General features: G+C 69.6%; 24 protein-coding genes. 10 read left to right on the plus strand and 14 right to left on the minus strand.

Annotated elements, in window-relative coordinates:
- The first annotated feature begins 1 nt into the window (after window position 1).
- Genes FN976_RS11740 through FN976_RS11750 form a run of 3 tightly spaced genes read left to right on the plus strand, consistent with a single transcriptional unit; the run spans window position 2 to window position 2,821 of the window.
- Window positions 2-976, plus strand: coding sequence for a 2-dehydropantoate 2-reductase (locus FN976_RS11740; RefSeq protein ID WP_145893221.1), 975 nt, complete (start codon window positions 2-4; stop codon window positions 974-976).
- A 6-nt stretch (window positions 977-982) separates the two neighbouring features.
- Complete coding sequence (locus tag FN976_RS11745) at window positions 983-1,891, plus strand: EamA family transporter (protein WP_145893222.1); 909 nt, start codon at window positions 983-985, stop codon at window positions 1,889-1,891.
- Between the two features lie 18 nt (window positions 1,892-1,909).
- A complete protein-coding gene (locus FN976_RS11750) occupies window positions 1,910-2,821 on the plus strand; it encodes an NAD(P)-dependent oxidoreductase (RefSeq protein WP_145893223.1) in 912 nt (303 codons plus the stop codon).
- A gap of 9 nt (window positions 2,822-2,830) precedes the next feature.
- On the opposite strand, the gene FN976_RS11755 is transcribed toward FN976_RS11750, so the two are convergent.
- From FN976_RS11755 to alr, 3 genes are read right to left on the minus strand one after another with little or no spacing between them, the layout of a single operon-like run.
- The gene (locus FN976_RS11755) at window positions 2,831-3,928 is read right to left on the minus strand and encodes an NHL repeat-containing protein (RefSeq protein WP_145893224.1); all 1,098 of its coding nucleotides are present in this window, start codon (window positions 3,926-3,928) and stop codon (window positions 2,831-2,833) included.
- Between the two features lie 11 nt (window positions 3,929-3,939).
- A complete protein-coding gene (locus FN976_RS11760) occupies window positions 3,940-4,746 on the minus strand; it encodes a hypothetical protein (protein ID WP_145893225.1) in 807 nt (268 codons plus the stop codon).
- 8 nt (window positions 4,747-4,754) lie between these two features.
- A complete protein-coding gene (gene alr / locus FN976_RS11765; protein ID WP_145893226.1) occupies window positions 4,755-5,852 on the minus strand; it encodes an alanine racemase in 1,098 nt (365 codons plus the stop codon).
- 129 nt (window positions 5,853-5,981) lie between these two features.
- Here alr and lplT point away from each other — a divergent pair, with 129 nt between their 5' ends.
- Genes lplT through FN976_RS11780 form a run of 3 tightly spaced genes read left to right on the plus strand, consistent with a single transcriptional unit; the run spans window position 5,982 to window position 8,648 of the window.
- Window positions 5,982-7,265, plus strand: coding sequence for a lysophospholipid transporter LplT (gene lplT / locus FN976_RS11770; RefSeq protein WP_145893227.1), 1,284 nt, complete (start codon window positions 5,982-5,984; stop codon window positions 7,263-7,265).
- Window positions 7,258-8,166: a DMT family transporter gene (locus FN976_RS11775; RefSeq protein ID WP_145893228.1), complete on the plus strand. Its 909-nt coding sequence runs from the start codon at window positions 7,258-7,260 to the stop codon at window positions 8,164-8,166. The genes lplT and FN976_RS11775 overlap by 8 nt, the downstream gene beginning before the upstream one ends.
- Window positions 8,163-8,648, plus strand: a complete 486-nt coding sequence (locus FN976_RS11780; protein ID WP_145893229.1) for a glutathione peroxidase — start codon at window positions 8,163-8,165, stop codon at window positions 8,646-8,648. Before FN976_RS11775 ends, FN976_RS11780 begins: the two co-directional genes overlap by 4 nt.
- Here the strand turns inward: FN976_RS11780 and FN976_RS11785 are convergent.
- The gene (locus FN976_RS11785) at window positions 8,578-9,768 is read right to left on the minus strand and encodes an acyltransferase family protein (RefSeq protein WP_145893230.1); all 1,191 of its coding nucleotides are present in this window, start codon (window positions 9,766-9,768) and stop codon (window positions 8,578-8,580) included. The genes FN976_RS11780 and FN976_RS11785 overlap by 71 nt on opposite strands.
- Window positions 9,769-9,910: 142 nt before the next feature.
- Here FN976_RS11785 and FN976_RS11790 point away from each other — a divergent pair, with 142 nt between their 5' ends.
- A complete protein-coding gene (locus FN976_RS11790; RefSeq protein WP_145893231.1) occupies window positions 9,911-10,777 on the plus strand; it encodes a LytTR family DNA-binding domain-containing protein in 867 nt (288 codons plus the stop codon).
- Here the strand turns inward: FN976_RS11790 and FN976_RS11795 are convergent.
- The 9 genes from FN976_RS11795 to FN976_RS11835 all read right to left on the minus strand — a co-directional run bounded on the left by FN976_RS11795 (window position 10,774) and on the right by FN976_RS11835 (window position 19,235).
- Complete coding sequence (locus FN976_RS11795) at window positions 10,774-11,478, minus strand: helix-turn-helix transcriptional regulator (protein ID WP_145893232.1); 705 nt, start codon at window positions 11,476-11,478, stop codon at window positions 10,774-10,776. The genes FN976_RS11790 and FN976_RS11795 overlap by 4 nt on opposite strands.
- A 42-nt stretch (window positions 11,479-11,520) precedes the next feature.
- Window positions 11,521-12,030 (minus strand): hypothetical protein, encoded by a 510-nt coding sequence (locus FN976_RS11800; RefSeq protein WP_145893233.1) that lies wholly within the window; start codon window positions 12,028-12,030, stop codon window positions 11,521-11,523.
- Between the two features lie 59 nt (window positions 12,031-12,089).
- Window positions 12,090-13,319 (minus strand): glycolate oxidase subunit GlcF, encoded by a 1,230-nt coding sequence (gene glcF / locus FN976_RS11805; protein WP_145893234.1) that lies wholly within the window; start codon window positions 13,317-13,319, stop codon window positions 12,090-12,092.
- A complete protein-coding gene (gene glcE / locus FN976_RS11810) occupies window positions 13,319-14,398 on the minus strand; it encodes a glycolate oxidase subunit GlcE (protein ID WP_145893235.1) in 1,080 nt (359 codons plus the stop codon). The genes glcF and glcE overlap by 1 nt, the downstream gene beginning before the upstream one ends.
- A 63-nt stretch (window positions 14,399-14,461) precedes the next feature.
- Window positions 14,462-15,379, minus strand: a complete 918-nt coding sequence (locus tag FN976_RS11815) for an SMP-30/gluconolactonase/LRE family protein (protein ID WP_145893236.1) — start codon at window positions 15,377-15,379, stop codon at window positions 14,462-14,464.
- Between the two features lie 186 nt (window positions 15,380-15,565).
- On the minus strand, window positions 15,566-16,420 hold the full coding sequence (locus tag FN976_RS11820) for an aldose 1-epimerase (RefSeq protein WP_145893237.1): 855 nt from the start codon (window positions 16,418-16,420) through the stop codon (window positions 15,566-15,568).
- Window positions 16,421-16,581: 161 nt separating this feature from the next.
- Complete coding sequence (locus tag FN976_RS11825; RefSeq protein ID WP_145893238.1) at window positions 16,582-18,114, minus strand: ammonium transporter; 1,533 nt, start codon at window positions 18,112-18,114, stop codon at window positions 16,582-16,584.
- A 31-nt stretch (window positions 18,115-18,145) separates the two neighbouring features.
- The gene (gene glnK, locus FN976_RS11830) at window positions 18,146-18,484 is read right to left on the minus strand and encodes a P-II family nitrogen regulator (RefSeq protein ID WP_145893239.1); all 339 of its coding nucleotides are present in this window, start codon (window positions 18,482-18,484) and stop codon (window positions 18,146-18,148) included.
- A gap of 25 nt (window positions 18,485-18,509) precedes the next feature.
- Window positions 18,510-19,235 (minus strand): TorF family putative porin, encoded by a 726-nt coding sequence (locus FN976_RS11835; RefSeq protein ID WP_145893240.1) that lies wholly within the window; start codon window positions 19,233-19,235, stop codon window positions 18,510-18,512.
- Window positions 19,236-19,451: 216 nt separating this feature from the next.
- On the opposite strand from FN976_RS11835, the gene FN976_RS11840 reads away from it, so the two are divergent.
- Entirely contained in the window at window positions 19,452-20,984 is a 1,533-nt protein-coding gene (locus tag FN976_RS11840) for a YifB family Mg chelatase-like AAA ATPase (protein ID WP_145893241.1), read from the plus strand.
- A gap of 4 nt (window positions 20,985-20,988) precedes the next feature.
- On the opposite strand, the gene FN976_RS11845 is transcribed toward FN976_RS11840, so the two are convergent.
- A complete protein-coding gene (locus FN976_RS11845; RefSeq protein ID WP_186510848.1) occupies window positions 20,989-21,831 on the minus strand; it encodes a LysR family transcriptional regulator in 843 nt (280 codons plus the stop codon).
- Window positions 21,832-21,911: 80 nt separating this feature from the next.
- Here FN976_RS11845 and FN976_RS11850 point away from each other — a divergent pair, with 80 nt between their 5' ends.
- Window positions 21,912-22,355, plus strand: coding sequence for a PaaI family thioesterase (locus tag FN976_RS11850; protein ID WP_145893243.1), 444 nt, complete (start codon window positions 21,912-21,914; stop codon window positions 22,353-22,355).
- 141 nt (window positions 22,356-22,496) lie between these two features.
- On the plus strand, window positions 22,497-24,392 hold the full coding sequence (locus FN976_RS11855; protein WP_186510849.1) for a TOL_0244 family TonB-dependent receptor: 1,896 nt from the start codon (window positions 22,497-22,499) through the stop codon (window positions 24,390-24,392).
- The last annotated feature ends 2 nt before the right edge of the window (window positions 24,393-24,394 follow it).

The raw sequence follows: 24,394 nt of genomic DNA on the forward strand, positions 1-24,394 counted from the left end.
GATGAAAGTCTGCATCTACGGCGCCGGCGCCATCGGCGGCTGGATCGGCGTGAAGCTGGCCCGCGCAGGCTGCGAGGTCAGCGTGGTCGCGCGCGGCGCGACGCTCGACGCGCTGCGCACCCAAGGATTGCGGCTGCAGGAAGGCGAAGCCACGCACGCGGTCCCGGTCAAAGCCAGTTCCTCGCCAACCGAATTGGGCGTCCAGGACCTCATTGTGGTGGCCGTGAAGGCGCCGGCGCTGGCCGAGGTCGCCAAGGCCATCGCACCCTTGCTCGGGCCCGACACCATGGTCCTCACCGCCATGAACGGCGTGCCGTGGTGGTTCTTCCAGGGCTTCGGGGGGTCCTTCGCCGGCACGGCGTTGAAAGCCGTTGACCCGGACGGCAGCATCGCGCGCGCGATCCCGGCGGAGCATGTGATCGGCTGCGTCGTCCATGCCAGCTGCTCGCTCAACGGCCCGGGTCACGTGAAGCACCATTTCGGCAACAAGCTGATCCTGGGCGAACCTTCCGGCGTCAAGTCTGAACGCGTGCAGCAACTGGCGGCGTTGCTCACCAAGGGCGGCCACGAGGTGGAAATCTCCGAGCAGATCCAGAAGGACACCTGGTACAAGCTCTGGGGCAACATGACCGTGAACCCGGTGAGCGCGATGACCGGCGCCACCACCGACCTGATCCTCAACGACGACCTGGTGCGCGGCTTCATCTCCGCCGTGATGCTGGAGGCGCGCGAGATCGGCGGTCGCATCGGCATCCCCATCGCGCAACAGCCGGAAGACCGCCACCAGGTCACACGCAAGCTGGGTGCCTTCAAGACTTCGATGCTGCAGGACGTGGAAGCGGGCAAGCCGGTCGAGCTGGATGCGCTGGTGACCGTGGTGAAGGAACTGGGGGAATTCACGCAGGTGCCGACGCCGTTCACCGACGCCTTGCTGGGCCTGAGCCGCCTGCATGCGCGCGTGCACGGCCTCTACTAACGGCGGATGACGGCTGCCTCCGCCAAGGCCATCAGCGGCGCCGCCTTCGCCACGCTGCTGCTGATCGCGCTGATGATGGGCGCGAACCACGTCGCCGCCCGCATCGCCTTCAATCACGGCGCGGACGTCGCCACCGCCGTCGTCTTCCGCAGCGCGGTGACGGCCCTGGTCATCGTCGCGATCCTGGCCGTACAGGGCGTGCGCGTCACCTTCACGGCGCGGCACAAGCGCATGCTGCCGGCCATCGGCCTTTTGATCGGTGTGCAGAGCCTGTGCCTCTATTCGGCGGTCGCGCGCTTGCCGGTGGCGTTGGCGCTGCTGGCCTTCAATACCTATCCGATCTGGACGGCCCTGTGGGCGGCCATCGTCTACCGGCAGAAGCCCGAGAAGGCGATGCTGGTCGCGATGCCGGTGATCCTGGTCGGCCTGGCGATCGCGCTCGATGTGTTCGGCGCCGCTTCCGGACTGGGCGCCTCCGGGCAGTGGGCGCGCATCGGTGCCGGCGTCGGATTCGCGCTGGCCGCCGGCGCGACGTTTGGCCTGGCCCTGGTGCTGACGCAACACGAAGCCGGTGACGTCGACGGCCGCGTCCGCACCGCCACCACCATGATGATGGCGGGACTGATGGCGTTGGCCACCGTGGCGCTGCAAGGCGGCTTCCACCTGCCGAACGCCCCGGCCGGCTGGGGCGGCCTGGCCGCCCTCACCTTTCTCTACGGCACGGCGTTCACCATCATGTTCACCGTCCTGCCGAGGCTGGGCGTGGTGGGCAATTCCGCCATCATGAACGTGGAGCCGGTGTTCGCACTGGTGCTGGCGTGGCTGGTGCTCGGGCAATCCATCGCGCCGGTGCAGGTCGCCGGCGCGTTGCTGGTGGTGGGCGCCGTCATGGCGCTGGGCTTGCGCAAGCGCTGAAGCGCGAAGGAGAACGGCATGGACATCGGATTCATCGGGCTGGGCGTGATGGGCACGCCGATGGCCGGCCATCTGGCCCGCGCCGGGCACAGCCTCACCCTGCTCGACCAGGACAATGCAACCGCGCAGCGCGCCGCCGAAGCTTGCGGCGCGGGTGCGCGAGTCGCGGCCACGCCGCGCGAAGTGGCCGGGCAAAGCGACATCATCATCACCATGCTGCCCAATGGCGAGGTGGTGCGAGAGGTCGCCTTGGGCGAAGCGGGACTGATCCATGGCCTGCGGCCCGGCGCCCTGCTGCTGGACACCTCCTCCTGCGAGCCCTGGCTGACGCAGCAGACCGGAGCGGCGCTGGCCGGCCGCGGCGCCTCGATGGTCGACGCGCCGGTTTCGGGGGCGCAGTGGGGCGCGATCGATGCCCAGCTGGTGTTCATGGTGGGAGGCCACGCGCCGGATGTCGCCCGCGTCCGGCCTTTGCTCGATGTCATGGGGCGGGCGGTGTTCCACCTGGGCGGCCCCGGCGCGGGCCACGCCATGAAGTGCATCAACAACTGCATCACCGCGGTGACACTGGCGAACACGGCGCAGGGCCTGATTGCCGGCAAGCGCTACGGGCTCGACCCCGTCGCCATGATCGACGTGCTGAATGCCTCCACCGGTGGCTCCTGGATCACGCAGACGCATTTCAAGCAGCGCGTGTTCAACCGCACCTTCGACGACCCCTTCAAGCTGGCGCTGATGCTGAAAGACATGGGCATCGCCGTGCAACTGGCGCACGAGAACGGCGCGCCGGTGCCGCTATGGGATCTGGCGCAGCAGCTCTGGGGTCAGGCGGCCGAGGCCTCGGCACCCGACGCGAGCGTGAGTGAACTGGTGCGATGGGTCGAGCAGCAGGCGGGAACGGAACTCACGCCGGGCGCTGTCCCGCCGTGAACGCGCCTGTCATTTCCTGCGATCGCGCCAACCCAGCGCCAGGCCAACGAGCAACGCCAGCACCATCGCAGCCCGGCCCACCGCCATCCAGAGCTGCCCGGCGCGGACGCGGTCGCGCTCGCCCTGCACTTCTTCGGCAAAGGCGCCCTGGCCGAACGCGCCGAGAAACCGGCCGTCGGCGGCCACCCGGAAGTAGCCGATCCCTTCGAAGTCGGCCACCAGCAGGGCGTTGCCGAGCCGGTCGATGATCAAGGGATCCGCATGGCCGCCCTGGTCCGCCGCGCCCCGTGGCGCGTACGCGGCGTCGTAGGCCAGCAGGCGCCCGCGCTTCTGCCCTTGCGCGACGGCCAGCGTCCAGAGCATGGGAGCCGCACCGTCCGGTGCCGGCAAGAAGGCGAAGTCGGCCGCCTTCCGCCCGGCGGACGACTGCGGATGGCTCGCCAGTTGGACGCTGCGCTCGGCGCGGAAAGCCGGGCGCGGTGGTGCGACGTCGAGCCACACCACACGCTGGTGGTCGTTGTCGGCCACCACCAGCAGCCCGGCTTGCAGCCGCAGCCGGTTGGGGAACAACAGTTCACCGGCCGCGCTTTGCCCCAGCACCTCGCCCTGGAAAGACAGCGCGCGGACCGCGTGGCCCTGGGCGTCGGCGACGAACAGGCGCTCGTTCGCCGGGTCGACGGCAATGTGCACCGCGCGCGAAGTTGGGTTCACTTTCAGCCGTTCACCTGCGACCACCTGCGCGCATGCGTGCAGGCCAGGCGGAGTCGCGCGCAGGTCGCAGCGGACGATGCGGGGCACCGTGTCTTCGAAGAACCAGGCCTGGAGCCGGCCATCCGGGGTGGCCGTCCAGTCCATGTCGGTCGGCTCTTCGGCGAGGCCCAGCTCGCGCAGGGGCTGCCTGGCCAGGGGCCGGCCTTCGGCGTCGAGCAGGTGCAGTGCGCCATGGAAGATGACGGCCGCGCGCTCGGCGCCGGCCTGCGTGAAGCCGCGCAAGGGTCCGGGCCGGTCCGCCCCGGCCCTTTCCTGCGAGCCCCAGAACACGGCCGCAAGTCCAGGAAGGAACAGCGCCAGCACCAGCGCCGCGATCCGGGTCTCCGAGCGCGTCATGGCTGGCCCGCCTAGCGCCGCAGCAGGCGGATCGCCTCCGGCAGCGATTGCGCCGCCGGGAGGAAGTGGTCGATCAACGCGCCCAGCAGCACGGCGCAAGCCAGTGCGCCCAGCAGCGGCTTCCACGTGAGACGCACGGCGGCCGACAGCCAGCCCTCGCGCGCCACGCGGACCGCGGTGCGCGCCGATACGTAGCCGAAGGCCAGCTCCACGGCGACGGTGAGCAGCACGTCCCAGCCGAAATACAGCAGCATCAGCCAGCCGCCGCCCAGCACGACGGCACAACCGATCAGGAAGACGGCCACCACCGGCACGAGCACGACGGCGCCTTCGTCCGCACTGCCCGCCGCTTCCAGCGCTCCGCCGGCCACGTCGCCCGCCACGGAGCCGATGTCGGCGCCGTCGGAGAAACTCGCCTCGGCACCGCCGCCGCCGAAATCCCCGCCACCGCCGGAGCGCATGGCCGGCCCCGCCGCATCGCCTGCGTTCGACGCCAGGTCGACGCCGAGGTCGGCGGCGTTGCCCGGATCCACCTGGTCGAGCCCGCTCGATTCGCCGACCAGCAGGCCGGCCCACCAGCGCAGCACCAGCAGAAAGGCCAGGTAGCCCACCCCGAGCGTGATGAGGTACCTCAGCGCGAGGGAATCGGACCCCATCACCAGTTGCAGGTGCGCGGTCGCCCACATGCACACCAGCACGATGGCGCCGATGCACCAGCCATGGAACCAGAGCGCGTGCTTGCGCCGCAGGTGGTGGCGGGTGTCGGACTCCCAGACGCGCACCGAGCGCCAATCGGCGAGGCTGCGCTTGTGCTTCATCGCGCCCTTCAGTCAGCCACCACGACCGGCACCCGCGGCGCCAGCGCGCACATCAGCTCATAGCCCAGCGTGCCGGCGCTGTGCGCCACCTCGTCGATGGACAGCAGGGCCCCGTTGCCGGCCCGGCCCCACAAGGTCACCTCGCTGCCGAACCCCGCCTGCGGAACCGGCGTGAGATCGACAGCGACCATGTCCATGCTGACCCGCCCGATCAATTGCGTCCGCACGCCCTCCACCAGCACCGGCGTGCCCGTCGTGCAATGGCGCGGATAACCGTCCGCGTAGCCGCAGGCGACCACGCCGATACGGATCGGCCCCGTGGCGGTGAAGCTCGAACCGTAGCCCACAGTGTCGCCGGCCCGCAGCGCCTGCACCGCGAGCAGCCGGCTGGCGAGCGTCATCGTGGGCCGCAGGTCCCAGTGGGCGCTGTCGTGTTCCGGGTAGTCCGGCGCGCTGCCGTAGACGGCGATGCCCGGGCGGATCCAGTCACCGCGCACCGCCGGGTCCGCGGCATGGCGCAAGGCGGCCGCGCTGTTGCCCAGCGACCGTTCGCCCGGCAGGTCGAGCGTGATCTCGTTGAAGACCCGCAGCTGGTGGGCGATGCCGCGCGGGCCGTCGGCATCGCTGAAGTGCGTCATCAGGGAAATCTCTTCCACCTGCGGCAAGGCGTCCAGCCGCGCCCAGGCGGCCCGGTACCGCTGCGGCGCGAAGCCCAGGCGGTTCATGCCGGAGTTCAGTTTGAGGAAGACGCGGTGCGGCACCTGCGTCTTGTGCGCGGCCAGCATGTCGATCTGCTCGTCGCAATGCACGCTGTGCCACAGGCCCAGCCGCGAGCACAGCTCGAGGTCGCGCGGCTCGAACACACCTTCCAGCAGCAGGATCGGGCCGCGCCAGCCCAGCGCCCGGACCCGCTCGGCCTCCTGCAGGTCGAGCAGCGCGAAGCCGTCGACGGCGCGCATCGCATCGAAGACGCGCTCGATGCCGTGGCCATACGCGTTCGCCTTCACGACACCCCACACCCTGGCATCCGGCGCCGACGCACGCACGCGCGCGATGTTGTGGCGCAGGGCTTCGTGGTGGATGGTGGCCTGGATGGGACGGGGCATGACGAGTCCAAGTGGATCGGATTTTGTCATTACATCGCGTGATATAACCCCGTGTCGCCAGGAGACAGCAGAAATGAGCCCGGCCCATCAGCCAACCTGATGCTGGTGCCGCGGCCACGCCCAAGACGCATGAAGCGCGGTTTCTACACCATCATGTCGGCGCAGTTCTTCTCGTCGCTCGCCGACAACGCGCTGTTCATCGCGGCGGTGGAACTGCTCAAGACCTCCAAGGCCCCCGGCTGGCAAGCCGCCGCACTGGTGCCGATGTTCGCCCTGTTCTATGTGGTGCTCGCGCCATTCGTGGGGGCGTTCGCGGATGCCCTGCCGAAGGGCAAGGTGATGTTCTTCAGCAATGCCATCAAGGTGGTGGGCTGCCTGATGATGCTGTTCGGCGTGCACCCGCTGCTGGCGTACGCCATCGTCGGCCTGGGCGCCGCCGCCTACTCGCCCGCCAAGTACGGCATCCTGACCGAATTGCTGCCGTCGTCGCAGCTGGTCAAGGCCAACGGCTGGATCGAGGGCCTCACCATCGCCTCCATCATCCTGGGCATCCTGCTGGGCGGGCAGCTGGTGGGGAACGCGATCGCGAGCCGGATGCTCGCCCTGGACTTCCCGGTCATCGACACCGGCGTGGACACGCCGCCGGAAGCCGCCATCTTCCTGCTGATCTTCATCTACGCGCTCGCCGCCTGGTTCAACACCCGCATCCCGCACACCGGCGTCGAGATGCGCCCGATCCCCAAGAACCCGATGGAGCTGGTGCCTGATTTCTGGGCCTGCAATTCACGCCTGTGGCAGGACAAGCTGGGGCAGATCTCGCTCGCCAGCACCACGCTGATCTGGGGCGTCACCGGCAACCTGCGCTACATCATGCTGGCCTGGAGCGCGGCCGCGCTCCACTACACGACGACCCAGGCGTCGGCGCTGTCCGGCGTCGTGGCGCTGGGCACCGCCGTGGGCGCGGTGGTCGCCTCCATGCGCACCCGGCTCGACCGCGCCACGCGGGTCATCCCCATGGGCATCGCGCTGGGGCTCTTGGTGATCTGCCTGCGCTTCATCGACAACGTCTGGGTGGCGGCCCCCTTCCTGGTGCTGCTCGGGGCGCTGGCCGGCTACATGGTGGTGCCCATGAACGCCTTGCTGCAGCACCGGGGCCACAACCTGATGGGCGCGGGCCGCTCGATCGCCGTGCAGAATTTCAACGAGCAGGCCTGCATCCTGGGCCTGGGCGCGCTGTACAGCGTGTCGTCCGGCATGGGCCTCTCGGCCTTCGGCGCGGTCACGGGCTTCGGCCTGATCGTGGCCGGCTTCATGTGGATCATCCACCGTTGGCACAAGTCCAACTGCGTGAAGTACAAGGACGAGATCGAGCACCTGCAGGAACTCGCGCGGCACGACCACGGGCATGGCTGAACGCGTGGGCCCCTGGCCCGCGCTGGCGCTGGTCTTCAATGCCTTCGTCTGGGGCCTGTCGTGGTGGCCCTTTCGCGAACTGCAGTCGCAGGGCCTGCATCCCCTCTGGTCGACGGCGCTGATCTACCTCGTTTCGCTGGCCTGCCTGCTGGCCGTGCGGCCTGGCGCGGTGCGCGGCTGGTGGCAAAGCCCCTGGCTCTGGCTGCTTGCCGCCGCCGCGGGCATGACCAACGTGGGCTTCAATTGGGCCGTGACCATCGGCGACGTGGTGCGCGTGGTGCTGCTGTTCTACCTGATGCCGGCCTGGTCGGTGCTGCTGGCGTGGCTGCTGCTGGACGAGAAGCCGCACGCAACGGCACTCGCCCGCGTCGCACTGGCGCTGGTGGGCGTCGCGATCGTGCTGGATGGCGGGGCCATGGGCTGGCCCTGGCCGCAGGGGCTGGCCGACTGGCTGGCGCTGGCGGGCGGCTTCAGTTTCGCGCTGACCAACGCGCTGCTGCGCAAGCTGCAGGCGACACCCCCGGAGTCGCGGGTGCTGGCGATGTTCGGCGGCGGCGCGGCGCTGGCGGGCACGGTGGCCACCTGGGGCTTGGCGCAAGGGACCATTCCGGGCTTGCCGGCGCTTCAGGCCAGCTGGCTGGGCGTGGGGCTCGCGCTCTCGGCGGCCTTCCTCGTCGGCAACCTGGCCTTGCAATACGGCGCGGCCCGGCTGGCCGCGCACACCACCGCGCTGGTGATGCTGTCGGAAGTCGTCTTCGCCAGCCTGTCGTCGGTGGCGCTGGGCGCGGCGGAGCTGAGTCCGCGGGTGCTGGCGGGCGGCGCGCTGATTGTCGCGGCCGCGGCGTGGTCGGCCTGGCCGGAGCCCCGCGTGGCAACCAGCGGGCGCACAATGGAGACATGAGCACCGTCTACGACTTCGAAGCCCAGCAGATCGATGGCAAGACCGTTTCCCTGAAGCAATTCGAGGGCCAGGTCCTGCTGATCGTCAACACTGCCAGCGCCTGCGGCTACACGCCGCAGTTCGGCGGCCTGGAAGGCCTGCACCAGGCGTACGGAGGCAAGGGGCTCGTCGTCCTCGGGTTCCCCTGCAACCAGTTCGGCGCGCAGGATCCCGGCAGCGACGACGAGATCGGCGCCTTCTGCCAGAAGAACTACGGCGTCAGCTTCCCGATGATGTCGAAGATCGACGTCAACGGCACCGGCGCGCACCCGCTGTACCGCTGGCTCTCCAGCGAAGCGCCGGGCCTGCTGGGCAGCAAGAACATCAAGTGGAACTTCACCAAGTTCCTGGTCGGCAAGGACGGCCAGGTGCTCAAGCGCTACGCGCCGCAGGATCCGCCGGCCTCGCTGGCGAAGGACATCGAGGCCGCTCTGGCGGCTTGAGCCCGAACAATGGCCGCAACAGGCCGGTTCGGCGGATGATCGCCGTGCCCGCCCAGCAGCCGCCGATGGTGCCTGCCACCAGCAGGAGCGCCTCCACGCCCGCCGGCAGTTGCCAGGGCGCCAGCCACACCACCAGCACGATGATCAGCGTCTGGTGCAACATGTACCACGGATAGACCTGCTCGTTCGCCCAGGGGAGCCAGCGCCAGGGCCTGTTCAGGTGCTGATGCGCCCAGCCGAGGATCGCCAGGATGGCGGTCCACAGGTAGAGGTCGGCCAGGCAGCGCAATGCCAACCGCCAGGGCCCAGGTTCGGCCGGCGGCCAGGCGGCGCGCAAGCCGCTGTGCAGCGCCAGCAGGGTGACGGCTCCGCCCAGCAGCGCCCAGCGCAGCCGCGCCACTTCGCGCCACCAGTCCCGGTCGGTCCCGATCCAGTAGCCGTACAGGAACAGGGTGAAGTACACGGCATGGAGCCAGCCGTCCTGGATCAGGTCGTGGGTGGCCGGAAACCGCGGCCAGAGCGTGAGTGACCAGGCCATGAGCGGCAGGGCGGGCAGCAGCAGCGCGGGGCCGCGCAGGCCCAGAAAGGCTTGGCGCAGCCGCAGGCCGGCGGGGGTGGCCAACCAGGGCAGCGCCAGCAGCAGCAGGGCCGTGTAGCACCAGAGGTACGGCAGGTACCAGAGGTGGTTCCAGGTCACGCCGAAGTCCGAGCCGTCGAAGGCCTTTTGCGGCCAGGGTCCGCCTTGCAGGTACCGCATCATGAATTCAAGGAATCCGGGGGCGACTGACCCGTTGGCCACCGCCTGGGCATAGGCCTGGTACGGCACCACGATCGCCATGCCGAAGGCCAGTGGCAGCAGCAGGCGCAGGCTGCGCTGGCCGAACAGGCGGGCACGGCCGTCCGCCGGCCGCAGGAATCCCAGCGCGAGCCCGCTGATCAGGAACACCAGGTCCATCCGCCACAGGTTCATGGCGCGCATCGGCCACTGCAGCCAGCTGAGCTCGTGCGGGCTCTTCAGGTGCCAGTGCCAGCCCGCGACGTAGTACATGGCCACGTGGTACAGGATCACGAGGGCAAAGGCGAAGGCGCGCAGGGCGTCGATGTCGTGGCGGCGTTCCATGGGTTCTCCGGTGGCGTGGGGGCGGATTCTGGTCGGCATGGCTGGCACCGAGCCCTGCCAGGTGACGAATTGCCCCCGCTTTGGGACGAGTGGTGGCCGGTTGGGACGGGCTGGAAGCGCCTGCCCCCTAGACTTCGTGCCTATGCCTGACCTGCTTGCCCGCTACCAGCCCTGGCGCCGAACGGCCGAGATCGGCTTCTGGGTGGTCGTGCTGGGCGTGCAAGTGCTCGCCAACAGCATCGTGAGCTGGCACGACCTGCGCCGTGCCGGCGCCGGCCTGCCGTATTGGCAGCCGCTGGCCTGGGAGGTCACCAGCACGGTGGTGATCGGCGCGCTGATCCCGCTGCTGCTGCTGGCGGTTCGGCGCTTTCCGCTCGACCTGCGGAGTTGGCGGCGCCATTTGCCGCTGCATCTGGCGTTCACCTTGGTCTTTTGCCTGCTGCATGTCGCCGGCATGGTGGTGTTGCGCAAGGCGGTGTATGCCGCCGCCGGCCTGGTTTACGCGGTACCGGACTGGGGCCAGATGCTGTTCTACGAATACCTGAAGGACGCCCGGGCCTACGCGATGATCCTGGTGGCCTTCTGGAGCTACCGGGTGGTGCTGGTGCGGCTGCAGGGGGAAGCGCGAGTGCTGGACCCGCAGGAGCCCGCCGCAGGTGCCCCGGCGGAACCGCCGCCCTTGGCGCCCACCCGGCCAGAGCGTTTCCTGGTGCGCAAGCTGCGCAAGGAATTCCTGATCGCTGCCTCCGACATCGAGTGGCTGCAGGCGCAGGGCAACTACGTCGGCCTGCACGTGAACGGGCACGACTACCTGCTTCGTTCCACCCTGGCGGATTTCCTGGAGCAGCTCGATCCGGCGCGCTTCGTGCGGGTGCACCGCAGCTATGCCGTCAACCTGGACCGGGTGGCCGAAATCGAGCCGCTCGATGCCGGCGACGCGCGGCTGAAGATGAAGGATGGCAGCCAGGTGCCTTGCAGCCGGCGCTTCCGGGACGCGCTGGGCGGCTAGTTCGTCCAGCCCTGCGCATGCGACCACTCGCGGTCGATGCGGGCCAGATCGGCCAGCGTGCGGCCGGGCTCGTCGCGGAAGCGGTCGTCGAGCCGGCGCACGTAGGTGACGCGGTCGACGCGGAAGCTGCGGAAATCGTTGCGCTGCTCGCACCAGGCGGCGAGCGTCCAGACCTTGCCCCAGTAGAAGCAGCCGAGCGGCCGCACGGTGCGTTCACTGGCCTTCTCGCTCAGGTCGCGGTAGTTCAGGAAGATCTTGTGGCGTTCCTGGGCGGCTTCGCGCAGGGTCTGCAAGGTGCGCTGCGCCGGCGGCGACAGGCCGCCCTGCGGTGCGTAGACGGCCAGGGCCTCGGCCGCCACCCGCGCGTCGACCGGCAGCACCGAGAGGATCTTGCCCAGCGCATCCTGCGCGCTGGTCGCCAGCGCCGGGTCGAGCCACGCCTGGGCCATGCGCACGGAAGCGACCAGTGCTTTGGCCTCATCCTGCGTGAACATCATGGGCGGCAGGTCGAACCCAGCGCCCAGCCGGTAACCCACGCCCGCCTCGCCTTCCAGGGGCACACCCTGCGTCTGCAAGTCAGCCACATCCCGGTAGATGGTGCGTTCCGACACTTCGAGCCGCTGCGCCAGGTACGCGGCCGTGGTCAGGCGCCGGCCGCGGATCAGCTGGATGATGTGGAAGAGGCGGTCGGCGCGGCGCATGGAGGGACAGTACTGTGCCGCCATGCTCCTGACAAGCTGGTGTCAGGAGACCTTGTCCGGACCGGGCGTCTGGCAAGTGCCGTGGGTCTTCAGCTTCAGGCAGGTCGGCCGCGGCAGCCCCTTGCCCTCCTGGATGGCGCGCACCATCTCCACCAGCTTGCCGGCTTCACCCTTTCCGGTGCCGAACCAGTAGTCGACCAGCCGGCCATTCACCAGGATGGCCTGCTGCGGCGATCCGCTCAGCCCGTTCGAAGCTTCCTTCAATGCGGGCTGCAGGTGCTGCGAGCCGGAAGGGAAGAAGAACCCCGGCGGCACGGCCGACGTGATGCTCTTGGTGACGTGCGTGTACCGGATGGACTTGAATTCGGGCGCCGCCTGGAGCTTGGGCAGCTCGGTCTGGCGCCACGTCACGCAAGGCGGGCAATCGTTGCCGCCCATGTTCACGATGTCGATGACCAGGGCGGGCGGCGGATCGGCCGCCTGGCTGCCGGCCGGGAGACACGCCGTGGCCAGAACGAACCCGGCCGCCCAGGCATTGCCGACACTGGCCATTGCAAGCTCCTTCGCGGCCTGCGGCCGCCACCGGAGGTTCGCGCTCCGCGGTTCGGCTGTCAAGCCGGCGCCAGGGCCTCGTCCAGCAGTTCCACCCAGTGCCGAACCGGTGTCTGCGTCCCGCTTTGCAGGTGGGTGATGCAGCCGATGTTCGCGGACACGATGGCCTCCGGCGCCAGTTCGGCCAGGTGCCCCAGCTTGCGGTCACGCAGGGTGTGCGCGATGTCCGGGTGCAGCACCGAGTAGGTACCGGCCGATCCGCAGCACAGGTGCGACTCGTTGAGCGCGACACGCACCTGGAACCCCAGCGCCGTGAGGCCTTGCTCGACACCGCCGCGCAATTGCTGCCCGTGCTGCAAGGTGCAAGGCGGGTGGAACGCCAGCAGGCCCGCAGGCGCCCGGACCCGGCCCCGCAGTGCGGGCACCAGTTCCGGCAACAGTTCGCTCAGGTCACGGGTCAACTCCGCGATGCGGGACGCCTTCTCCGCGTAGGCGTTGTCGTGCTGCAGCAGGTGGCCGTATTCGCGCACCGTCACGCCGCAGCCCGAGGCGTTCATGACGATCGCTTCGACTTCGCCCCGCTCGACGAACGGCCACCAGGCGTCGATGTTGGCGCGCATCTGCGCGCGCCCGCCGTCCTGGTCGTTCAGGTGGAACTTGAGGGCGCCGCAGCAACCGGCCGCCGGCGCCACGACCGCCTGGATGCCGGCGGCGTCGAGCACGCGGGCCGTCGCGCTGTTGATGTTGGGCATCATCGCCGGCTGCACGCAGCCCGCGAGCAACAGCACCTTGCGCGCGTGCGTCGCCGTCGGCCAGCGGCCGGCGTCGCGGGCGGCCGGCACCTTGTCGCGCAACAGCGGCGGCAGCAGGCCGCGCACAGCCTGGCCGAGCTTCATGGCGGGTGCGAACGCGGCGGAGGTGAGACCTTCCTTCAACGCCCAGCGCGCGGCTTTCGCGCCGGCACCGCGCGGCACCTTGCGCTCGACGATCGCCCGGCCGATGTCCACCAGCCGCCCATACTGCACGCCGCTCGGGCAGGTGCTCTCGCAGTTGCGGCAGGTGAGGCAGCGGTCCAGGTGCAGCTGCGTCTTGCGCGTCGGGGCGTCGCCTTCCAGCACCTGCTTCATCAGGTAGATGCGGCCGCGCGGGCCATCGAGCTCGTCGCCCAGCACCTGGTAGGTGGGGCAGGTGGCGGTGCAGAAGCCGCAGTGCACGCACTTGCGCAGGATGGCCTCGGCCTCGCGGCCTTCGGCGGTGTCGCGGAATTCGGGGGCGAGCTGGGTCTGCATCAGAAGTCCGGGAAGAGCCGGCCGGGGTTGAAGGTGCCGGCCGGGTCGAACTGGCGTTTCAGCTCGCGCTGGATGGTGGCGAGTGCCGGCGCGAGCGGCGTGAAACGGGGAAAGGACACGGGCCCCGCGGTCCGGAACAGGGTGGCGTGGCCTCCGGCCTCGCGCGCGACGGCGCGCAGCGCATCCCCGCCGCCGGGCGCCACGCGCACCCAGCGTTGGGCGCCGTGCCATTCGACCAGTGGCGGCTCCGGCAGGTCCAGCACCGGCGCGGTCTGCGGCACGGAGAGGCGCCAGAGCTCCCGTTCGCCACGGTCCGCGAACCACGCTTGCTGCTGTTCCCGGCAAGCAACCCAATGCGGTCCGGCGCCGTCCAGCCGTTCGCCTCCCATGGTGCGGCAGGCGGCTTCCACCGCGGCCTGCGCGCCGCGCAGCCGGACGTACAGGGCCTCGCCCCCGTCCTCGCGCTTCCAGCAGCTGGCGTTGAGCGGCAGGGGCTGGCCGCCCCAGGCGTTCAGCTGGCGCAAGGCCTGGGCCTGGTCCAGCTCGAACCGGAGCGTGGCTTCTGCCGGTGCCACTGGCAGCACCTTCAGGCTGATCTCGGTGATGAGCCCCAGCGTGCCGAACGCGCCCACCATGAGCCGCGACACGTCGTAGCCCGCCACGTTCTTCATCACCTGGCCGCCGAAGGTGAGCAACTCGCCGCGCCCGTTGACCAGTTGCAGGCCCAGCACGTAGTCGCGCACGGGCCCGGCACTGGCTCGGGCCGGCCCCGAAAGGCCGGCGGCGACCATGCCGCCGACGGTGGCGGCGGAGCCGAAATGCGGCGGTTCGAAGGGCAGGCACTGACCCTTCCCGGCCAGCAGCGCTTCCAGCTCAGCCAGCGGCGTGCCAGCCAGCACCGTCACCACCAGTTCGCTCGGTTCGTAACTCACGATGCCACGCAGGCCGGTGGTGTCCAGCACCTCGCCCTCGAAACGCTCGCCGAGGAAGTCCTTGCTGCCGCCGCCGCGGATGCGCAGCGCACTGCCGCTTTCAGCGGCAGTGCGGATCCGCGCGATCAGGTCGTCCAGGATGGCCATGCGGGCGATGTTACGGGCCTGCCGCGGCCCCGACGGCCGCCGGGGCCCTGAAATTTTCGGGGCTCAGTCGATGAAGAAATTGACGGGCAGCCCGGCGATGTCCGATTCCAGTGCCAGAACGTGGCCCGACAGGGGCAGGGCCGCCACTTCCTCGGGCGGGCGCCCGTGGCGCGCGGTCGCCAGGAACAGCGTCTTCCCCTCCGGCCCGCCGAAGCACGGCATGGTCGGGCAGCGCGCCGGCACCGCGATCTCCCGCAGCAGGACCCCGGCCGGCGACAGCTGCACGATGCGGCCGCCCTCGTACATGGCGCACCAGTAGTTGCCCTCGGCGTCCACCGCCGCGCCATCGGGCCGGCCGCCGTAGCCCGGGTCGCCCGGGCGCCAGCCGGCGGGCTTGGGCGGGAACTGGTGAAAGATGCGGTGGCGCCGCAGTACGTTGGCGCGCGCATCCCAGTCCCAGGCGTGAATCACATGCCGCGGCGTGTCGGTCCAGTAGAGCGTGCGGGCATCGGGCGACCAGGCCAGGCCGTTGGCGGTGGTCGCGTTGTGCGCCTTCAGCTGCACCACCGGCTTGCCGCCTTCGCCGTTGCCGGGGCGGCAATCGACGCTGTACAAGTCAGCCTTGCGGGCATCGCGCGGTTCGTAGATGGTGCCGGCCCAGAAGCGGCCCAGCGGGTCGGCCTTGCCGTCATTGAAGCGGGAGGTCTGCGCGTGGTTGAACCGCACGATGGGCGCCAGCGTCCCGCCCCATTCACGCGCGCGATAGATGCCGTCGCGCAGGCCCATCACCAGGCCACCGCCGGCGGCGGGGGCGATGCAGCCGGGTTGCTGCGGCAAGGGCCAGTTTTCGGCGGCTTCACCCGGCCGCACCCGCCGGATTCGGCGGCCGTCGATGTCCACCCAGTACAGCCGTTGCTCCTGCGGATGCCAGAACGGCGACTCGCCCAAGGCGTCCGGTTCCGCGACGGCCTGTATCCACATCAGTTCCTCACAACCCCGCGCATCCGCCGTGGTGCATGAGAGAAGAAGCGCCGTCGTGGGCACCCGCGGAACCGGCTTTGCCGGGCCGCTGGGTGCGCCCCCTTGGGCGGGGTCCCCGGGAAATTGCGCAGCAATTTTCTGGGGTGCCTTTGGGGGAGACGCCGAAGGCGTTTCGGGGGTGGGCTTTCATCGCGCGGGCTCCACTTCCAGCGTCATCTGCGCCACCATGGTCTCGCCCGGCGCCAGCACACGCAGGCCCAGGTCGGCGGCCTTGGCGCCGGCGGACACCAGGTGGACCGCGTTGTTGACGTGGCTCACCGGTTCGACGGCGATGTGGTCGCGGGTGTCGTTGGTGAACACCACCAGCCGGGACAGGCTGGAACGGATGCGCACGTGCATCGCCTCGTCACGCAGGTGGGCCACGCCATCCCAGCCGTCGAAGCAGTGGTCGACGTCGAGGAAAGCGCAATCGCTGTCGAGGCCGCGCGAACCCTTGCGCACGGTGGGCAGCTTGTCGGGGCCCATCTCCCAGCGGCCCGTGGCGTCGAAAGCGATGCGGCTGCGCGAACGCTTGACGAAAAACGGGTGCCAGCCCAGCCCGGCGGGCGCGGCCTGCGCGGACTGGTTGGTGAGGGCCAGCGTGAATTCGAGCGCCCCTTCGCGCAGGCGGATCGTGTGGGAGCAGTCGAAGGCGAACGGCCAGGCGCTGTCCGCCTTGTGCTCGTAGGAGAGCATGGCGGTCTGGGCATCGCTTTCGAGGACGGACCAGGGCCGCTGCCAGCCGACGCCGTGGATGGCGTGCGGTTCATCGCCGTTGTTGCGGACCAGCGGGTGTTGCGTCCCATCCCAGACCAGGCTGGCATTCGCGATGCGGTTCGAGAAGGGCACGAGCGCATAGCTGCCTGACTGCCGGGCTGAAGCCAGCTCGGAAGCCGGCCCCGACCTCAGCACCGGGACGTCACCCATCCAGAAGCCCGAAATGCAGCCCCCCAGCCGGGGTTCGATCTCGCAACGCAATTCCCCAGCGACCAGTTCGACCATACCGCTGTCTCCTGTTGTGCCCCCATTCTGCACTGAGGGCGCGGCGGCTTTGGCGGCTCACCAAAAAAACGGCCCGCCGAGGCGGGCCGAACATCCAAAGGAGATCTTGCTTGGTTCTTTTGACTTGCCGCGGCGTGCCACCGCGGCCCATCCGTCCCGCTCTAGCGGTTGTATGCGGTCTCGCCGTGGCTGCTGATGTCCAGCCCTTCGCGCTCTTCCTCTTCGGTCACGCGCAGGCCGATCAGCAGGTCGACGATCTTGTAGGCGATGAAGGCCACCACGCCCGACCAGATGATGGTCGTCAGCACGCCCTGGAACTGGATCCAGACCTGGCCGCCGATGGAGTAGTCCGGGTTCACCTTGTTGGCGACATAGTCGTAGACGCCGGTGCCGCCCAGCGAGGGCGAAGCGAACACACCGGTCAGCAGCGCACCCAGGATGCCGCCCACGCCGTGGACGCCGAAGACGTCCAGCGAGTCGTCGGCGCCGAGCATGCGCTTCAGGCCGTTCACGCCCCACAGGCAGACCAGGCCGGCCGCGAGGCCGATGATCAGCGCGCCCATCGGGCCGACGAAACCGCAAGCCGGGGTGATGGCGACCAGACCGGACACGGCACCGGAGGCGGCGCCCAGCATCGAGCCCTTGCCCTTGGACAGGGCTTCACCGGCGATCCAGGACAGCGTCGCGGCGGCGGTGGCGACCAGCGTGTTGATGAAGGCCAGGGCGGCGACGCCGTTGGCTTCCAGGTTGGAGCCGGCGTTGAAGCCGAACCAGCCCACCCACAGCAGCGAGGCACCGACCATCGTGAGCGTCAGGCTGTGAGGCGTCAGCGATTCCTTGCCGTAGCCCAGGCGCTTGCCCACCAGGTAGGCGCCCACCAGGCCGGCGACACCGGCGTTGATGTGCACCACGGTGCCGCCCGCGAAGTCCAGCGCGCCCTTGGCCCAGAGCCAGCCGGCGGCGGCCGTGACGGTCTCCAGCGACTTGGCGTCGGTGATCGCGTCCGGGCCGTCCCAGTACCAGACCATGTGGGCGATCGGCAGGTAGCTGAACGTGAACCAGATGGCGCAGAACAGCAGCACCGCCGAGAACTTGATGCGCTCGGCGAAGGCGCCGACGATCAGCGCGCAGGTGATGGCCGCGAAGGTGGCCTGGAAGGCGACGAAGCTCAGCTCGGGAATGACGACGCCCTTGCTGAAGGTCGCGGCGATCGATTCCGGCGTCACGCCCGACAGGAACAGCTTGCCGAAGCCCCCCATGAAGGCGCTGCCTCCGGTGAAGGCGACGCTGTAGCCATAGATGATCCACAGCACGTAGATCATGGAGCTGACCACGAACACCTGCATCAGCACCGACAGCATGTTCTTGCTGCGGACCAGGCCGCCGTAGAACAGCGCCAGGCCGGGGATCGTCATCAGGATCACCAGCAGCGTGGAGACCGTCATCCAGGCGGTGTCGCCCTTGTTGGGGACGGGGGCGGGCGCTGCTGCGGGGGCCGCGGCGGCAGGGGCAGCAGCAGCAGGTGCCGCGGTGGCAGCCGCGGGAGCCGCGGCTGCGGCAGGGGTCGCGGGAGTCGTCGTGGCGGTCGCGGCAGGCGCGGCGGGTGCGGACGCGGCAGGCGCCTGCGCGACCGCGGCGGCGCTGCCGATCAGCAGGCCCAGGCCGAGGCCCAGGGTGGCGAGAAATTTCCTCATGTCAGTGTCTCTCTTTGATGCGATAGGGGTTTTAGAGAGCTTCCTTGCCGGTCTCGCCGGTGCGGATGCGGACGACCTGCTCCAGGTCGTAGACGAAGATCTTTCCGTCGCCGATCTTGCCGGTGCGGGCGGCGCCCTCGACGGACTCGATCACCCGCTCCACCAACTCGTCGGGGACCGCGGCCTCGATCTTCACCTTCGGCAGGAAATCGACCACGTATTCGGCGCCGCGATACAGCTCCGTGTGGCCCTTCTGGCGGCCGAAGCCCTTGACTTCGGTCACGGTGATGCCTTGCACCCCGATGCCCGAGAGGGCTTCGCGCACCTCGTCGAGCTTGAAGGGTTTGATGATGGCGGTGACGAGTTTCATGCTTTCTCCTTTGGCAGCGCCAGCTTCAGAACGCGTACTTGAGACCCAGCACGGCGCCGGACTTGCCCAGGTTCTTGCCGTTGGGCGCCAGGTAGCTGTTGTTGTCCGTGTCGACCCAGGCGAGGCTGGCGGTCAGGCCGTTCTTGAAGTCATAGCCGAGCGCGATCGAATAGTCGGTGTAGCTTGCGGCGGAGTTGTTCTTGACCTTCTGGTAGCCGATGTGCGGCGTGACGGAGAAGCCGCTCTCACCGATCGGGAACGTGGCCGTGAGGTCCAGGTAGTAGCTGCCCTTGCTGTCGGCGAAGCCGAACAGGTTGGTGACCGCGTGCGAGTACTTCAACGTGGCGGGGCCCCAGGTGCCGGCCGCGTACAGCTCGGTGGTGTCGGGGTTGACGCCCAGGCTGGAGCCCGGGTAGAAGTAGCGCAGGGCACCCACGTCGACGCCGACCGGGCCCGCGTTGAACTTGTAGCCGCCATACACGTCGATCTCGACGTTGGAGTCGCCGCCGGCATCCTTGATCCACTTGATCGTGGACGCCCAGGTGCCCACGTAGAAGCCGCTGGAATGGGCGAAATCGACGCCGCCCTGCAGCGCCGGCTTGAGCCGCGACTGCGAGATGCCGCGGTAGCGGTAGTCGGAGACCACGCCCACGTTATAGGACAGCGTGTAGTCGGGCGTCGCGGCGGTCTGGGCGAAAACGCTGCCGGCAAAGACCAGCGAGGACAGCAGCACGAGGGCTTTGGATTTCATGGGTTCTCCGTGATTTGAGGAAGGGACGCTCAGCTGACTAAGCAGGACGCGTGCCAAATGTCACAAGGAGGAACACCCGGTCCGCGTGAACCCTGCTTTTGGCGTTATGCCGCTGAGGTACTCGTTTTCGCGGCCAGTTGGCACCAACTCGGTGCCATCTTGTTTTTTTGGCCGCACCAGGGCGTGTCATGCACATCTATGGGGAGGGAATCCGCTTTGAGCCTGTCTTTGGTGCAGAGCCGGTCACTGCTGGGCCTGGAGGCCGAAGCGGTCACGGTCGAGGTGCATTTGGCCAATGGGTTGCCCAGCTTCACGCTGGTCGGCCTGGCCGACACCGAAGTGAAAGAGGCGCGCGAGCGCGTCCGCTCGGCCCTGCTGACCTGCGGCCTGCAGTTCCCCCACAACAAACGCATCACCGTGAACCTGGCGCCGGCCGACCTGCCCAAGGATTCCGGCCGCTTCGACCTGCCGATCGCCCTGGGCATCCTGGCCGCCAGCGGCCAGATCGACGGCGCCCGGCTGGCGGGGCACGAGTTCGCGGGTGAACTGTCGCTGTCCGGCCAGCTGCGCCCGGTGCGCGGCGCCCTGGCGACGAGTCTGGCGCTGCAGTCGGCCGGCGTGCGGGTGCGGCTGGTGCTGCCGCCGGGCAGCGCGGAAGAAGCGGCCCTGGTCCCCGGCGCCGAAGTGCTGCGTGCGGTGCACTTGCTCGACGTGGTGCGGCAGTTCCTGCCGCAGCCGCAGGCCGATGCGTCCGAGCCGGGCGATGGCTGGGTCCGGCTGGAAGCCGGGGCGCCTGGCGCGCCACCGCGCTATCCGGACCTGGCTGACGTCAAAGGACAGGCGGCGGCGAAGCGGGCACTGGAGATCGCCGCCGCCGGCGGCCACAGTCTGCTGCTGGTCGGCCCGCCTGGGGCCGGCAAGTCGATGCTGGCCACGCGCTTTGCCGGGTTGCTGCCGCCGATGCGCATCCAGGAGGCGCTGGAAAGCGCGGCCATCGCCAGCCTGGCGGGCCGCTTCGCGCCGGCCCAATGGTCGCAGCGGCCGACCTGCTCGCCGCACCATTCATCCAGCGCGGTGGCGCTGGTGGGTGGCGGTTCGCCGCCGCGGCCAGGCGAGATTTCACTGGCGCATCATGGCGTGCTCTATCTGGATGAAGTGGCCGAGTTTCCGCGCAGCGCCCTGGAAGCCCTGCGCGAACCGCTGGAGACCGGCCGGATCACGATCGCGCGGGCCGCGCGCCGCGCGGAATTCCCGGCGCGCTTCCAGTTCATCGCCGCCATGAACCGCTGCCCCTGCGGCTGGCTGGGGTCGGCCCGGCCGTGCCGCTGCACGCCGGACCAGGTGGCCCGCTACCAGGGCAAACTGAGCGGGCCGCTGCTGGACCGCATCGACCTGCACGTGGAAGTGCCGGCGCTGCCGCCCGAGTTGCTGCTGAACACGCCGCCCGGCGAAAGCACGGCCGCCATCCACGCGCGTTGCGTGGCGGCGCGCACGCGGGCCGAACAGCGGCAGGGGCATGCCAACCACGCGCTGGAAGGCCAGGCGCTCGATGCGCACGGCGCGCTCGACGCCACGGCCAGCAACTTCCTGCGCACCGCAGCGGCGCGCCTGGGCTGGAGCGCGCGCGCCACGCATCGCGTGGTGAAGGTCGCGCGGACCATCGCTGACCTGGCGGCGGCGCGGGATGTGCAAACCACGCATATCGCGGAGGCCGTGCAGTACCGGCGGCTGCTGTCGGCGTCGCAGTGAGGTCTCAGGCCAGTCGCTGCATCCGGTCCAGCGCACCTCCCGCCGCACCCTTGATCCATTCGAGACCCAGCCGGCGCTGCAGCCGCACCTGCTGGACCTGCACGAGCTTCACGCGGGGAGCCGACAGGCTGTCCGGCACCAGGCAGGCGCCCAGGCCCGCACCCACCATCGCCATGGCATGCGCGTCGCTCTCCGTCCTGGCGACCACGATGGGCGCGACGCGGCATTCGTCCAGGATGCGCGAGGCCGCCTGGAGGAACTCGCAGTGGATGCGCACGATCAGCGTCTGGCCATGGAGCATCGCGGGCGTCACCTGCGCCGGAACTTCCCAGGCTTCGGGCAGCGCCAGCACTTGCGAGTCCGCCGCGAGTTCGAGCTGGCAGACCCCCGGGGCTGGTTGCGCTTCCAGTGAAGTCAGGATCGCGTCCAGGCGGCCACTGGCGAGCCGCCGGCGCAAGGCGCTCAATGAACCGTCTTCCGTCTGGCAGCCCGGCAAGCCGGCCGACCGGGTCAGCGCCGCGATCGTGTCCGCGACGAATTGCGGAGCGAGTGTCGCCAACAGGCCGACGCGCAGCCGCCGGCGCTGGACCGCGGGTGACCGGGCCAGCGTCTTCATCGCCGCCAGCTCCGACAGCACGGACCGCGCATGCGCGATCAAGCGGCTCCCCTGCGGCGTCAGAACCACGCCACGCGGGTGCCGGTCGAACACCTTGAACCCGACATCGGCCTCCAGCGCGGCGATCGCCGCCGACAACGTCGGCTGCGTGACGAAGGCTTGGCGAGCGCCGGCGCTGAAGCTTCCCGCCTCGGCGACCGCGATCGCGTAGCGCAGCTGCTTGATGTCCATGTGCGATAGACGGTATCGATAGCGAGGTAGTTGTGCCATAGGGCTTGTCCGCAGGTGGGGCCGGGCCAAGAATCAAGGCCATGAACGATGACATCGCGGCCCGCGCGCTGGTGGAGCGCGTCACTTCCAGCCCCGGCTACACGAGCGCGGTCGGCACCCAGGTGGCCCTGGTCGAGCGCGGCAGCGTTCATCTGCGGCTGGCCCGGCGGCCCGACCTGCTGCAGTTCAACGGCCATTTCCATGGTGGCGTCATCGCGGGGCTGGCGGATCACGCGGCCGGCGCCGCCGTCACCACGGCCCTGCCTCCGGGTCGCATCGCCGTCACGGTGGACTTGCACGTGAACTACCTCAGTCCGGCCAGCGGCGAGGCCATCGTGGCCAAGGCTCGCGCGGTCCGGATGGGAGCGAGCATCTGCGTGGCCAGCGTCGAGGTCATGACCACCGCGGATGGCCAGGAGCAACTCGCGGCGATCGCGACGGCAACGTTGCGCGCAGTCGACCTCCCTCCGCTCCAGCCTGGGTGAACGCCAGCGGCCGCTGATCCAAGGCGCGATGTGCATGCGACGCACATCGCGCAGGTGCTGCGTGCCCGCCGGCTGTTGTGGGCGTCCCACTGAGGACAAAGACCGATGCGCGGCGCGCGCCGGCTCATGAATAATCGCCCGATGAACCCGATTCCGGTGCCCGCCGCCGCGCGCCGCCGCTCGCTGGCCTGCGGCCTTCTGGCCCTGGCGCCGCTCGCCCTGGCGGCGCAGACGGCGCCCAGCCTCACCGACCTCTCGCTGGAGCAGTTGTCCAGCATCGAGGTCACCTCGGTGGGCAAGCGCGTCCAGCGCCTGGCCGACGTGCCGGGCTCGGTGTACGTCATCAACCAGGAAGACATCCGCCGCTCCGGCGCGGTGACCCTGCCGGAGGTGTTGCGCCTCGCACCCAACCTGCACGTTGCCCGCGCCGACGCCAACCAGTACGCCATCAGCGCCCGCGGCTTCAACAGCGTGCTGGCCAACAAGATGCTGGTCCTGGTCGACGGCCGCACGATGTACTCGCCGCTCTTCTCCGGTGTCTTCTGGGAGTCGCTGGACCTCGTGCTGGAGGACATCGAGCGCATCGAGGTGCTGAGCGGCGCCGGCGGCACGCTCTACGGCTCCAACGCGGTCAACGGCGTCATCAACATCGTGACGCGCAACGCCGCCGAGACCACGGGCACGCTGTTGAAGTCCGGCGCTGGCAATCGGGAGAACCTGCTGGCTGGGCGCTGGGGCGGCTCGCCGCACCCCGACGTGCACTGGCGCTTCTACGCCAAGCGGCTCAACATGGACGAGACGCACAACGCGGCGGGAGCGCCGATCCGCGACAGTTCCCAACGCAACGCCGCCGGCTTCCGCGCCGACCACGCCAGGGGCAAGGACCAGTGGACCTTGCAGGGGGACGTCTACCAGGCCGAACTCACGCAGGGTCCCACCGAGCGCCGGATTTCCGGCACCAGCCTGCTCGGCCGCTGGGCCCGCGACATCGCACCGGGCGAGCGCGCCCAGCTGCAGGCCTACTTCGACCGGGCCAACCGCGACCAGCCCGGGTCCGTGGATGACCGCCTGGACACCATCGACATCGAATTCCAGCACACCAGCCGGCCGCTGGAGCGGCACGATTTCCTCTGGGGCGCCGGCTACCGGCGGCAGGAGGACAGCCTGCGCAACCTGGCGCCGGCGCAATTGCAGCTGCTCCCCAACCACCGGCGCATGAATCTCTGGAACGTTTTTGCCCAGGACGAATTCGCGCTCACGCCGGACATCCGCTTCACCGCCGGCCTGAAGGCCGAGCACAACAGCTACACCGGGCTGGAGTGGCTGCCCAACGCCCGTGTCGCCTGGCAGGCCACGCCCCAGTCACTGTTGTGGGCCGCGGTCTCACGCGCGGTGCGCGTCCCGTCCCGCGTGGACCGCGACGCGTTCACGCCGCAGCTGAACCTGGGCGGCCCCAACTTCGATTCGGAAATCGCGCGCGTGGCCGAAATCGGCTGGCGCTCGCAACCCAGTGCCGCCGTCAGCTACTCGGTGACCCTGTTCCATCACGACTTTGACCGCCTGCGCTCGGTGGACACGCAGCCCGGCGGGCTGGGCTTCGGCAACAGCTATGAAGGGCAGCTGACCGGGGTGGAGGCCTGGGGCCGGTGGAAGGTGTCCGACACCCTGCGATTCGACGCCGGCTATGTCCACCAGAAATTGAAGCTCGCAGCCCGTGCCGGGACGGCCCCCTTGCCTGGCGGCCAGAGCCAGCTGGGCAACGACCCGCGGAACCGTGTCAACCTGGGCCTCTCGTGGGACGTCGCGCCGAAGCTGGAGCTGGACGCGCGGCTGCGCCACGTCGGCTCGCTGCCGCTGCCCGCCGTGCCTTCGTACACCGCGCTCGACCTGCGCGTGGGCTGGCACGTGCGGCCGGGCCTGGAACTGTCGCTGACCGCGCGCAACGTCGGCGACCGCCGCCATCCGGAATGGGGCGCGCCCGGTTCGCGGGCAGAGCTCGAGCGCGCCATCTTCCTGAAGGCCGTGTGGCGCCTCTGAGA

The sequence above is a fragment of the Caenimonas sedimenti genome (genome assembly GCF_007833165.1).
Lineage (GTDB): Bacteria > Pseudomonadota > Gammaproteobacteria > Burkholderiales > Burkholderiaceae_C > Ramlibacter > Ramlibacter sedimenti.

Excerpts from the sequence above, each read along its gene's own strand:
- FN976_RS11740 (WP_145893221.1), top strand. The coding sequence starts at position 2 with ATGAAAGTCTGCATCTACGGCGCCGGCGCCATCGGCGGCTGGATCGGC.
- FN976_RS11800 (WP_145893233.1), bottom strand. The coding sequence starts at position 12,030 with ATGGCCAGTGTCGGCAATGCCTGGGCGGCCGGGTTCGTTCTGGCCACG.
- alr (WP_145893226.1), bottom strand. The coding sequence starts at position 5,852 with ATGCCCCGTCCCATCCAGGCCACCATCCACCACGAAGCCCTGCGCCAC.
- glcF (WP_145893234.1), bottom strand. The coding sequence starts at position 13,319 with ATGCAGACCCAGCTCGCCCCCGAATTCCGCGACACCGCCGAAGGCCGC.
- FN976_RS11815 (WP_145893236.1), bottom strand. The coding sequence starts at position 15,379 with ATGTGGATACAGGCCGTCGCGGAACCGGACGCCTTGGGCGAGTCGCCG.
- FN976_RS11760 (WP_145893225.1), bottom strand. The coding sequence starts at position 4,746 with ATGAAGCACAAGCGCAGCCTCGCCGATTGGCGCTCGGTGCGCGTCTGG.
- lplT (WP_145893227.1), top strand. The coding sequence starts at position 5,982 with ATGAAGCGCGGTTTCTACACCATCATGTCGGCGCAGTTCTTCTCGTCG.
- FN976_RS11845 (WP_186510848.1), bottom strand. The coding sequence starts at position 21,831 with ATGGACATCAAGCAGCTGCGCTACGCGATCGCGGTCGCCGAGGCGGGA.
- FN976_RS11790 (WP_145893231.1), top strand. The coding sequence starts at position 9,911 with ATGCCTGACCTGCTTGCCCGCTACCAGCCCTGGCGCCGAACGGCCGAG.
- FN976_RS11820 (WP_145893237.1), bottom strand. The coding sequence starts at position 16,420 with ATGGTCGAACTGGTCGCTGGGGAATTGCGTTGCGAGATCGAACCCCGG.
- FN976_RS11850 (WP_145893243.1), top strand. The coding sequence starts at position 21,912 with ATGAACGATGACATCGCGGCCCGCGCGCTGGTGGAGCGCGTCACTTCC.
- FN976_RS11755 (WP_145893224.1), bottom strand. The coding sequence starts at position 3,928 with ATGACGCGCTCGGAGACCCGGATCGCGGCGCTGGTGCTGGCGCTGTTC.
- FN976_RS11745 (WP_145893222.1), top strand. The coding sequence starts at position 983 with ATGACGGCTGCCTCCGCCAAGGCCATCAGCGGCGCCGCCTTCGCCACG.
- FN976_RS11795 (WP_145893232.1), bottom strand. The coding sequence starts at position 11,478 with ATGCGCCGCGCCGACCGCCTCTTCCACATCATCCAGCTGATCCGCGGC.
- FN976_RS11855 (WP_186510849.1), top strand. The coding sequence starts at position 22,497 with ATGAACCCGATTCCGGTGCCCGCCGCCGCGCGCCGCCGCTCGCTGGCC.
- glcE (WP_145893235.1), bottom strand. The coding sequence starts at position 14,398 with ATGGCCATCCTGGACGACCTGATCGCGCGGATCCGCACTGCCGCTGAA.
- FN976_RS11825 (WP_145893238.1), bottom strand. The coding sequence starts at position 18,114 with ATGAGGAAATTTCTCGCCACCCTGGGCCTCGGCCTGGGCCTGCTGATC.
- FN976_RS11835 (WP_145893240.1), bottom strand. The coding sequence starts at position 19,235 with ATGAAATCCAAAGCCCTCGTGCTGCTGTCCTCGCTGGTCTTTGCCGGC.
- FN976_RS11785 (WP_145893230.1), bottom strand. The coding sequence starts at position 9,768 with ATGGAACGCCGCCACGACATCGACGCCCTGCGCGCCTTCGCCTTTGCC.
- FN976_RS11775 (WP_145893228.1), top strand. The coding sequence starts at position 7,258 with ATGGCTGAACGCGTGGGCCCCTGGCCCGCGCTGGCGCTGGTCTTCAAT.
- FN976_RS11750 (WP_145893223.1), top strand. The coding sequence starts at position 1,910 with ATGGACATCGGATTCATCGGGCTGGGCGTGATGGGCACGCCGATGGCC.
- FN976_RS11780 (WP_145893229.1), top strand. The coding sequence starts at position 8,163 with ATGAGCACCGTCTACGACTTCGAAGCCCAGCAGATCGATGGCAAGACC.
- glnK (WP_145893239.1), bottom strand. The coding sequence starts at position 18,484 with ATGAAACTCGTCACCGCCATCATCAAACCCTTCAAGCTCGACGAGGTG.